This is a genomic window from Chitinophaga sp. (assembly GCF_019236475.1).
GTDB lineage: Bacteria > Bacteroidota > Bacteroidia > Chitinophagales > Chitinophagaceae > Chitinophaga.
Window position 1 is genome coordinate 399,960 of sequence record NZ_JAFAIX010000004.1, and the last position, 12,463, is coordinate 412,422.

General features: G+C 46.5%; 4 protein-coding genes. All 4 read left to right on the top strand.

The window, feature by feature from the left end; translation table 11 throughout:
• The first annotated feature begins 73 nt into the window (after positions 1–73).
• Positions 74–4,948 (top strand): fibronectin type III domain-containing protein, encoded by a 4,875-nt coding sequence (locus tag JO154_RS05665; protein ID WP_291942706.1) that lies wholly within the window; start codon positions 74–76, stop codon positions 4,946–4,948.
• Between the two features lie 4 nt (positions 4,949–4,952).
• The gene (locus tag JO154_RS05670; protein ID WP_291942707.1) at positions 4,953–5,711 is read left to right on the top strand and encodes an Imm49 family immunity protein; all 759 of its coding nucleotides are present in this window, start codon (positions 4,953–4,955) and stop codon (positions 5,709–5,711) included.
• A 194-nt stretch (positions 5,712–5,905) separates the two neighbouring features.
• Complete coding sequence (locus tag JO154_RS05675; RefSeq protein ID WP_291942708.1) at positions 5,906–10,342, top strand: hypothetical protein; 4,437 nt, start codon at positions 5,906–5,908, stop codon at positions 10,340–10,342.
• Positions 10,343–10,351: 9 nt separating this feature from the next.
• A complete protein-coding gene (locus JO154_RS05680; protein WP_291942710.1) occupies positions 10,352–12,448 on the top strand; it encodes a hypothetical protein in 2,097 nt (698 codons plus the stop codon).
• The last annotated feature ends 15 nt before the right edge of the window (positions 12,449–12,463 follow it).

The following is a 12,463-nucleotide window of genomic DNA, read 5'->3' on the forward strand; positions in this document are numbered from 1 at the left end:
CACGAACTTGTTTAACATATTCCTATATCCTATGCAAGGCCCGCTTTTTTCCAAACTGCGACGAATAGTTGGCATGGCATACCTGTTGTCCTGCCTATTGATTTGCAGCGGCTCGCTGCAAGCCCAGTCTGTATGGCCTACACAGGTGAATACGATTATTCTCCCACCTTATTCTCCATTTACTTCTGATTATGTAAATGTGCCGAATAAGATGACGGTAAACCTCTTTCTGAGGGATATCAACGCTTCTAATGTGAAAGTCAGACTCAGACTAAGTATCACGGGTCAAGCTACAGGTATAAAAATCACGACTAACCCTCAAGCCAATACGCCTATTCTTACTTTGGATGGGGGCGTGCCTGTGCGCTTGTCTGATGCAGATTTGGAGCCCTACTTCCGTACAGAGAATCTGACCTTCAGCGGCATCACGGCGGCGCAATATAGTAGCAGTGGTGGGAAAATGCCGGAAGACTTCTACCGCATTTGCTTTGAAGCCTACGAACTCCGAACAGGCGCCAAAATCTCTGTTACCAACGGTTGCGCGAATGCTTGGATCATGCTCAATGATCCGCCTTTCCTGAATACGCCTAGCAATAATGTTCAACTGGCAGTCAAACAACCAACTACGGTTTCGTTCCAATGGACGCCTCGCCATAAAGGTTCTCCCAACGCGGCTTTTGCAACGGAATACTTATTACAGTTGACAGAGCTGATGCCCGGTTTTGATAACAATCCGCAAGCGGCCTTCCTAGCAAGTCGCCCACTATTCGAAACCACGGTTCCCAACACGATGTATGTCTATGGCCTGCAAGGGGAAATTCCCCTCGAAGCGGGTCGCAAATACGCATGGAGGGTACGTTGTGTACCCGTTGGAGAATTACAGCAACTAGACCTGTTTAAAAATAACGGCTACTCGGAAATATTCACGTTCACGTATAAAGGAAGTTGCCCTGATCCTATCATGGTGACGGCCAAGACTAAAGGTAATACCAGATTGGAAGTTACCTGGACAGCCCCAGACCCCAACCAGCAAGAGTTTGTAGTGGCATACCGCAAAGCGGGCCTTCCGAATGCGGCCTGGTTTGAAGAGAAAACGCTGAACACGAGTCTCACTATTTATGACCTTTCACCAAATACTAGCTACGAATATAAAGTTCGCTGTAACTGTGCGGATGGGGGCGAAAGCGGCTTCAGTCCTGTTCAAACTGTAGCCACTCCTGCTGAAACACAGACGAACTATACCTGTGGCGCTATCGCTGCCCCCATTGCTATTAAGAACATGAACCCGCTCAATCTCCTCATGGCAAGGGATGAGATCAAAGCGGGCGACTTCGCCGTAAAACTGACGAAGGTAAGCGGTAGCAGAGGTACCTTCTCTGGGGAAGGCTATATCACCGTGCCTTACCTGAATAATGCACGCATTGCGGTATACTTTGAGAATGTGTTTGTCAACTCAGACTATGAGTTGGCCAAAGGGGAAGTTCGCACCAAATACGATCCGGAATGGAAGTCCATCACCGATTTGGATACTTATTTCGAAGGAGGTGGCAATACTGGCAAAGTGGTAACAGGCAATAATGCGGCGGATATCGAAGTAGGGGTGGTGATCAATCGCCCGGAAGATATCAAAGTAACCATCAACTCAGATCATGCTGCAAACCCGCAAAGTCCTGCTGCTACGATCACGATTACCGGTAGCAACGGTGAAACCATCACAAAATCGGTAGATAAATTACCAACTACTATCAAGGATAAGGATGGAAATATTTATCAGGCAGATGAATCCGGAAAAGTAACACAAGTGGCCAAAGGTGGCGCTAACGCGGCTTCACAGCTACCGCCGCCACAAGAACGAAATACCCTACACCCTGATAAGGCAGTGGTGAAGTTCATGGCCTATCCGGAAAAACAAACATATGCATTTGATGAATGGGACCCGGTATACACGAAGAGCCTCCTGTTCGGCAAATCATATGAAAAGCTCTCTGACGATTACTACGTGTCTGCAAAAGCCATCATAGCAGCCAAAGTTGATGTGGTCAAAGCGGTGATGACGGTAACAGATCCTGCTATTATCCCAGACAGTATTCAGTTTATAACGGGGAAGGGTACACGCTATCTAAGTAAACTCATCGGTAAAAATACCTATGAAATTACGGTCGTAGGTGGCCCTGCAAATGATGCACAGGAGCTCTTCGCGGTTTACACGCCGAAAGATGGTAAACCAATGACCCTCGGCAAGCTGCTAATCACTGCTTATACAGAGAAACAACGCAAAGTATTCCTGGTGCCTGTAAACGGTGCTGCGGTAGACAAAGACGATATCCGGGCTACCCTGCAACGTGTATACGGTCCACTGGGTATCAACTGGGAAGTAGAAGTAGATAAGCCCCTAACGGATATGTCCTGGGACCTGGATGGCGACGAGGCGCTGAATGTGGAAGGTAGTGGCCTGACAGATACCCAAACAAGGGAAATGAAGGCGCTAAACGAAGCACTCTCCAAATCCAGGACGATCGATGATAAAGCCGTGTACTTGTTTGTCCTGAAATCAGGAAAAGGAAAGGATAAGCTACTCTCCGGAGATATGCCGAGAAATCGCCAGTTCGGTTACCTGTTTACGGATGCTAAATCCAACCTTGGCCAAACAATCGCGCATGAATTAGGACACGGTGTCTTCCACCTGAAACATACGTTCGATGGCTACGGCTTCCGTGATAATGACCTGACGGATAACCTGATGAACTACAGTCAGGGTACTAAACTGACGAAATTCCAATGGGACGCCATTCACGATCCTGGCGTGGTTTGGGGCATCTTTGAAAAGGATGCAGCTACAGAACAACAAGCGGTAAGGATCAAAGAATTGCTGGCCTGGATCAGGTCCAATAAAGGAAAAGCGACCCAATTCGATAGGGATGATTACTTCTTGGGTGTAGACCCACGTAATAGGTTCTATCGCAACAGGGTAGATCTGACAGATGGTTCCACCGTCGACCTATTTGCGGATGTATACGGTAAAGGAGAAGTAGACCTAACGCTCTCGAATGAACGCTATAATAACTTATATGCAGGCGTTGGTATTCCTTCACTGGGTAAGGATTTGGACTATGGCAAGGTAGATAATATTCCATTCAGGGATGAGTACCATACAGTATTCTACCTGGGTATTTATTATAAAGATAGACACGGACCCGCTATTCAGTTGTATACCCACTCTTACGAGGAGTATAAGTTGCTGCTGAAAGACCTGCAACTAGATATCGAACCAGTGAAACCGGCTATCATCAACCTGTATAAGAAGGCATTTGAATTGGCTGGTGATGACTGCGACAAAGTGGATGTGGTATATGAAAACATTCCTGATTTTGTGATCAGTGAACGCTCCGATACTGCCCTTTGGGATGCCCTGGTATCGCTGTCTAAATGCATGATGGATGAAACCGGTACCAATGAAGAATTAGGTGCGCTGAATATCCTCAAATCCTTTAAGAACCAGGCCTGGCTATTCCAAAAGCTGAAAGATAACCCTGCGGTGGTACTGGATCTGCGCCACCGTCTAGACGATAAAATGGGCGACAAAAATGCGAAAGCATTTGCCACCTTCCTGTTGAACTTGGCCAATAGGTATTGGACGACAGAACAACGGAGCACCATCAAACATGACGTATTCTGGGGGGATGACCATGATAAACCGGGACCATTCCATACGATCCTCATGCAAGTGGAAGAAGTGGGCGGCGATCAACTGAGTATCGTTAATGCTTTTGGACGTGTAAACCTTATTCCGCTTACCTATCAAGTAGGGGAGGTGTTGGGCTCCTTCAACTGCGGCCTGTTTGAACCTGTTCGCCTGCACTTCATTAATTCCAGCGAAAGCGTCCTGGCGCCAGGTATATACCTCTATTATTTAGGTGTATCCAAAAACCTGGAAGAAGCAGGGGAGTCCATCATGACGGACCTCAACTTCCTCGGCGCTACCAGTTCCATAAGAATCCTGCTGACGAAAGGCGCGCCTACTTTGTTAAGAGTGGTAGCCGCTATCCAACTGGTGAAAATGCCGGTGGATGCAGCCCTGAATTCGCCTAAAGTGCGCCAGGAACTGATGTCTACGGATGCAGGTAAAAAATTCCTGGATGTATGGCCGGTGATAAGTATCGGAATGGATATCTCCCTGATCTCCACGGATATACTTTATAACTTTGCCAAATCCTCTGCTGCTGCGAAAGCTGCCCTCCGCAACCAAGGCTATGGCGATGCTGCCAATGATCTGGAGCGAGTAGAAGAAGCAGTAACACAACATACCAATACCGTACAGCAGACAGCACAGCAAACTGCCCAACGCGCTATCACGCATATGAATCCAGGAGAGCTGGACAACCTGACGGCAGTGACTTCCGTTGCAAGAGCTGATAGCAGGGCGATTAACAAAGTTCCTTCGCTGGTGAATGAAGGAAAAGCGGTGGTGGTGGCGCCCCAAGCTAATACAGTGCTGAAACAGAAAGTGGATGACTACTTAACGGCCTATACGGCAGGCACCACTGCGCGACAAGGAGAATTGGGTGAGGAAATCGCGGAACTGCTGTCTAGAGAAATGAACCCGAATGCAGGTAGCGTGGTGAATGTAAAAATTAATAACAGCGGCCATGGTTTCGACGTATTATCCCTGGAGCCGGATATAAATAATCCAACAGTAGTCCGGATGTTCGAATGTAAACCAATGACAAATGGATCTGTGGCTTTACCAAGTACGAACAAGGGCATGCAGATGAGCCAAACATGGATCGATGGCAACATAGAGCTAATGGTGAATAGCACAAATACAGAATTGAATACCCTGGGTCATACGCTGGAACGCCTGAGCCTACAAGGACGTATCGAAAAATATGTGGTGACAGTCGACAAAGAACTCGGACAAGTGATTATATTTAAACTGGACAATTTCTAAGCAAATGAAACTAGAACAACTGGAAACTTCGTACAACAGGTTCATGGAGAGCAAACAAATGTGCCTGGATTTCTTTCCCCAGCCAGGGAATGATAAAGAAGCAATCCTGATTAGATTAGGTACTACGGAACTAAACCTGGCGGTATATGAGATGTACGTGAAAAAAGACTTTTCATCTGCAAGATGTCATTTTTATACGGCTGCCCTATTACGCGCCTATCAACATAATCACTTCGAAACAGGCGGCTATACCAGTAGCTATATTTATAGTACCCAACGCAGCTTCTGCTTTGCGGTATTGAGCGATAACAGTAAACTAATCGAATACTATACTAAATACAAAGATACCTTCGATAAGTCCTTCCCAGGCAACTTTTGTACGGCCATTCAAGCAGTGATCACAGGTGATAACGAAGGCCTGAAAACCGCTATAGCAAAGCTGGAAAAGCATGTACAAAAGAAAACCTGGGAAAAAACTTTCGCAGGATGTGTGCCCGCTTTTAAAGGGTTGCTGGAAAATAACAGCACGCTACTACAAACAGGTATCCGCGAATTATTGACGTCCTTTCCTAAACAGGATAACCCGGCGGTATCGCAGGATCTGTTCAGTATAGAAGCAACGGCCCTGGCTAAACTGGGTGTCATTAAAGGCATGACATTGCAGATAGACAGCCCGCTCGTTCCTGCTGAAATGCTGACCACTGTGGCCACCACAGGCTGTGATATACCCGATTTTGTGAAAGAACTGAGCATGTCGATGTAGTAGTCGTCTCCCGAAATCATTACCTGTCGTTGTATGTAGAATAGTTGTTGACCTGTGAAATAGTAATCCCGGAATTGTTTGTGTTGGAGATATAACGAGAGATGAAAGTCAAAATAATCTCGTAGAAATATAAGGCAGATCGGATCAGTGCAACATTCTCACTGGTCTGATCATAGCCTGAAATATATCCGAAAATGAAACGCCTATTTATCCCATTTCTGCTACTACTGTGTAGTCATGCCGCTTTTGGTGTGGTGAAAGACTCTGCTATCCTGAATACGGGGTACGCCCTGAAGGTTTTTGACGACCTGGAAAGCAGCGGCAACTACATCGAAGACCTTACGCCTGAAGGATTAACCCAACTGCCAGTCGGACAGAAAAGAACGCTCAACAACGTACAGTATACCACTGGTATCACTGCGGTTAAATTCACGCCGGAATATGCAGAGTTTACGGCCTTCCTGAGAATTAAAATTCCACAGCAGAGTGGCAAAGTAAAAGACCTGTTCTTTGGGGCCAGTGGTATCAAACTGTCTCGTAGCGGTGGTATCATCGGTGATGTGAAACTGGCCCTGCTAGGCGATTTTCCGATAGATATGGGAAATGGGAAATTGCAGGTAATCCTGAAAGGCTCCTTCGATCAGTCCAATAATATGATCAATGGAGGAGAACCGGTCACCTTTGCTCGCATCGATTGTAAAGGATTTAAAGAACTCAGCATCAATGCGGATGCGGTTTTTTCTCGCGATCTATTACTGCCCACAGATAAAGAAGGCGTGGTGTTGCCACAAGGACAAGTACGCGGGAATTTCAAAACAGTGGCGGGCGATTGGAATGATATTTTGGCTGAAATCAGTCTCCCGGATTTTCAGATCAATGGCGTAAACGATTTCACTTTCAGCGTAGATAAAGCTGTTTTTGATTTTAGTGATATCCGTAATTCTCCCCAGGCGGTATTCCCTTCTAAATACATGGAGCAATACATGCTCCCAGGCAACGATAACCTTTGGAGAGGGGTATATATCAGCAGCGTAAAAGTAACGCTGCCCAAACTGTTCTCTAAAAAATCCGATACCAAAAGAGTCACCCTCGAAGGGCGCAATCTCCTCATCGATAATATGGGATTCTCCGGTCTAGTAACTGCCTCCAATATCATTCCTATCGAGGAGGGAGCTGCCGGTACCTGGCCTATCTCTATCGATCGTTTTTCCTTGGATATAGTGGCTAATAAGTTGACAGGCGCAGGTTTCGGTGGTACGATCAAACTGCCAGTGGATGAAAAAACACAACTGAAATACGATGCACTCATCAGTCCGGGAAATGAATACCTCCTCACGGTACAACCAAAAGATACGGTCAGCTTCAATTTTATTCGTGCTTCTAATGTGACCCTGTATCCTAACTCCAGTATCGAACTGCGAGTAAAGGATGATAAATTCCTGCCGAAAGCAATTCTCCATGGTAAATTGACCATCAATGCGTCCTTGAAGAAAGATGCACCTATGTCGGATGACGGCCTTGGAAAGCTCGCGGATATTGAATTCAGAGGATTAGAATTGCAAACGGTCAGCCCGAAAATTAAGATTGCGAGCTTTGGATATAATGGTGAAATCCGCATTGGTAATTTCCCGGCGAGTATCAACAATATAGAGATCACTGCCAGTAATGATGAAGCGAGATTAAGTTTTGGTATTGATGTGCATTTGTTGGGAGAAGGACAAGGAGGATTTAAGGGAGACGCGCAGCTCGAGATTATTGGTAAGCTCGCTCAAAACAGCGGTTTGGATTCCTGGAAATTTGACAGGATCAAACTGGATAAAATCGGTATCAACTTCGATAAAGGAGGGGTAGAACTGCATGGAAATGTTTTCATCTTCGAAGATGATCCTACCTACGGAAAAGGCTTTGCCGGCGATATTTCCATGAAGCTGAAAAAGCTCAACTTGGAAGTATCCGCGAAAGCATTGTTTGGCCGCACTACTGAATTCAGATATTGGTATGCGGACGCTTTCGCCAAACTAGGTGCGGCGGGCATTCCTATCTTCGCGGGACTGAAAATTAATGGCCTAGGTGGCGGCGCTTATGAAAAGATGAAATTGGCGGGTCGTGTGCCTAAAGGTACAACGGGCATCGGCGTTACACCAACAGGCTATCTCTATGTGCCGGATGCACAAACAAATTTCGCATTCAAAGCGATCGTAGGCTTTGGCTCGCAAGACCCGCAAAGTAAAGTGGTGAATGGCCAGGTTACGCTAGAAATGGCATTTTCAGCGGGTGGCGGATTGCGATACATTCACTTTGAAGGAATGGCGCAATTCATTAAAGAGCTACCCTTGGATAAATTCGATAAGCTGGAGAAAAACCTGGAGAAACTCACCTTCAATGATGAACAAGGTAAAGCGCAGTATGAGGCTGATAGAAAAGCCCTCAGCAATGAATCTGCACTCACTGCTGTTGCCGTACTGGACGTGGATTTTGAAAATAATTCCCTCCATGGGGTGTTCGAACTTTATTTAAGTGCGGGCCCACTGAAAGGGGCCGGACAAGGAAACCTTGCCGGTAGCGTGGTGATGCACTACGAACCAGGCATGTGGTACATCCATATAGGCCGACCGGATTCTCGTATAGGCATTAAGTTTGGTTTAGGTCCTATCCAACTGAAAGTAGGCGCTTACTTGATGGTGGGTAATGAAATCCCTGCGAGTCCGCCGCCACCGGCTATTATCGCTAATATCTTAGGGGTAGAGCTCAGCGAGCTGGATTATATGCGCGACCTCAACGCGCTGGGGAATGGCTCTGGATTTGCCTTTGGGGCAGATTTAAGCTTCACTACCGGTGATCTTACCTTCTTGATTTTCTATGCCCGCTTCGATGCCGGACTTGGTTTTGATATCATGCTGAAAGATTATGGCAAGGATACCCATTGTAAAGGCAGCGATGAACCTATCGGTATCAATGGTTGGTATGCCAACGGTCAGGCGTATGTGTACTTACAAGGGGATGTGGGATTAACGTTTAAATTATTCGGCAAACGCAAGAAGATCAGTATTCTGAAAATAGGAGTGGCGGTATTGATGCAGGCTAAACTGCCAAATCCATTCTGGTTCAGAGGCTACGTAGGCGGCTACTACTCCGTGCTGGGAGGTATGATCAAAGGGCGCTGTAACTTCAAAGTACAGTTAGGCTCTGAATGTGAAATAGTGGATGGCGGTCCCCTGAACGGTCTCAAAGTAATTTCGGATATCGCTCCGGGCGAAGGTAGTACAGAGGTGGATGTGTTTGCGGCGCCACAAGCGGTCTTCAACATGGCGCTGGAAAAAGAAATGGAACTGGACGACGAGTCTGGTAACTATAAAAAATACAGGATCAAACTGGATAAATTCCAAGTATTAAAAGACGGTACTGCGATAGATGGTACGCTGAAGTGGAATGATCGCAAAGATGGCGTGGCATTCTATTCTCACGAAATTCTTCCGCCACACGCTTCCCTCAAAGCAATAGTGGCGGTTACTTTCGAAGAGCTAGTCGGCGGAAGCTGGAGACCTGTCATGGAAAACGGCGCACAAGCAGTGGAAACGAAGGAAATTACCTTTACTACGGGTGTGGCGCCGGAGAGTATCCCATTGTCGAATATACAGTACAGCTATCCGGTGATTGACCAGCAGCATTATTATGTGGATGAATATGCCAATGGCTTCGTGCAATTGAAACGTGGACAATCATACCTCTTCAATGCAAGTACAGGCTGGAAACAGGAACTGCGCTTTAAATCCAACGGACAAACGCAGTTGACAAGTATGAGTTATGATCCTACGAAGAATTTGTTGAGTTGGAAGACGCCAGTCGCCAACCGGAAAGCGTCCTATACGCTGGAACTGGTGAACCTGCCACCAGCGGCTACTGCGGGCGGAAAGGTGAAAGAACAGTATGAAAATACGAATATCGGGGATCAGGATGTACAGGTACGGAATAATAAGGCGGACGGCGTGGCTACCAATGTGGGCGCTGAGGAGAAAATGCTGCTGACATATAACTTCGGTACCAGTGAATTCGGCACTTTCGCCCAGAAAGTGAATGCAGCCACTATCACGAAGATTATCCGCGAACCCATTTATATTCCAGATGTACATGCGTTGCAAGTGTTTACTTCGCCGGTGGAAGTCTACGACCAACAGGAACTGGTAGGTACAGATTATACCGACTCCAAATCCTTGATCCATACGGAAGCTATCCTCGATGGCGAAGCTTACTTCCAGCAGGATGTTAAACCGCTGATATACGATAATTACCCATACAACAATATGGTCACCTTCCAGAGAACGGAAGGACAGCAAACGATACCTGTTTGGGCGATCTATCCGATAGAGTCTTATCTCCTCAATCCAGATGCTAGTCGCTTGCCGTTCAGATATCATCTCCCTAAACAATACAAATCCGATCTGAGCGAGATTCAAAGACAACTGTCGAACGCCGCTATCAGAACGCCTTTGCCAACATCGTATCATACGGTATTGAATGCCTTATTCCCAATCATCCGTCAGGGTACCTATAAAATGAAACTGACGTATGTGTTGCCGAATGGTATGATAGGCAGCAGTGTTACCATTCAAATGTATAATCCAATTCAATAGTTAAAACAGATGAGAGTTAAATGTTTATATAAGATAGGATTGATAGTCGTTTTGCTGGCATGGGTGCTACAGGCCACTGCACAGCAGCGACCTGGCGTGATGATGATCGGTAAGGTGCGTAAAGGTTCCGTGATGTTGCGTTGGGCGCCTACCACTCCGCGTATCTGGAAGCAAGCTAACGTGAATGGATATACGTTAGAGCGATATACGATTATCCGGAATGGAAAGGTACTAGATCATCCGGAGCGAATCGTGTTGACCAACAGTCCTGTCAAACCCTTACCGATGCCTGCCTGGCAAGCGATCTCCGACACCAGTGATTTCGGGGCAATCGTGGCACAGGCGATCTATGGAGAGTCCTTTAAAACAGACTTAAAACAAGGAGATGCGATGAGTGTGGTGAATAGGTCTACAGAATTGGAACAACGCTTCGCCTACTCCTTGTTTGCCTGTGATCGCTCGTTTACAGTAGCTGGATTCGCTGGCCTGGCTTTCACGGATAAAACGATCAAGAAAGAGGAAAAATACCTGTATCGGATTTACGCCAACCTACCAGATAAAATGAAGGCTGATACCGGCTCCGTTTTTATAGGCATGATGGATGAAGCGCCATTGCCCAAACCGCTGGACCTAGGCGCGCTATTCGCAGACAAAGCGGTCATGCTGAGCTGGAACTATGTACTGCTGAAGGAATCCTACAACAGTTATATCCTGGAACGCAGCGAAGGAGAGCATGCGCCGTTCAAACAGATCAATAAAGAGCCTATTGTCAATGCAAACGAAAAAGATTCCAGTATCCCTTCCAGGATTTATTATGTAGATAGCCTCGGTACTAACTTCAAAATGTACTGGTACCGGGTACGCGGACTAGATGCATTCGGTGAAATGGGTCCTCCGTCTGATACGGTAAAAGGAGAGGGACTGCCGTCTCTCCCTTATAATCCTAAAATCACCGCTTCCAACATTAATAAATCAAATAAAGTAGACCTATCCTGGGATTTTCCTGCTGCCGGCGATAGTCTCATTACGGGCTTCAGCATCATCCGTGCTGCTGCGGTAAAAGGGCCTTACGATACACTCCAGCGGAATATACCGGTGCGCACTAGGAAGTGGGAACTGGCCGCCAACCTGCTGCCTAGTAACTATATCGCAGTAGTGGCGGTGGGTAAGAACGGTACGGTTGCGCCATCTTTCCCGGTGTTGGTACAACCGGAAGATACCATTCCCCCAGCAGTGCCTATACAATTGAAAGGTACAGTTGATTCTACTGGCGTGGTACGGATTCACTGGGCCGCCAATACAGAGCCGGATTTGATGGGCTATCGTGTGTTTAGAGGTAGTAAAAAAGAGGCAGAATTTATACAGTTAACTTCCACGCCCATTGCAGATACAATGTTCCGAGATACCATCCAGATGAATAACATCGCAGGTAAGATTTACTATAAAATAACGGCATCGGATAAACGCTATAACCAATCGGATTTTTCTGCCATATTGGAATTACAACGCCCAGACATTATCCCGCCTACTGCACCGGCTTTCAAAAATTATGAAATCAAAGATGGGAAAGTAAAGCTGATATGGGTCAATAGCCAGGATGCCGACGTAGTGAGATACCGACTTTTAAGGAGAGAGAAAGACCCCGGAAACGCCAGTTGGCAACTGGTGAAGGAGTTTATAGGAAAAGGGGCTTTGCTGGATAGTTTACAGGAGACACCGCCTGCTTTTGATAAGTCCTGGCAATATACTCTACAGGCGCAGGACTCGGCCGGATTGAATTCGGATTATGCCACGCCAGTAACGATCCTGATTCCTGCAAATGCGGCCATCATGCCAATTCCACAGTTAAAAGCGCAGGTGGATAGAGAGAACAAACGCATTCAGTTGCATTGGAAACTAGACTACCCCGGCGTTGCACAGTTCTGGATATACAGGGCCGGCGGTAAAACGCCTATGAGTGTATTGCAGGTACTAGATGCTAGTCAACTGGAATTCAATGATACGATCGGTCTTGAAATAAATAATACCTATCAATATACCCTCAAAGCAGTCATGCAAAACGGCCAACAGTCACGTTTCGCGCCTGTATTGATGGTGAACTATTGATGTACATTAAATCCT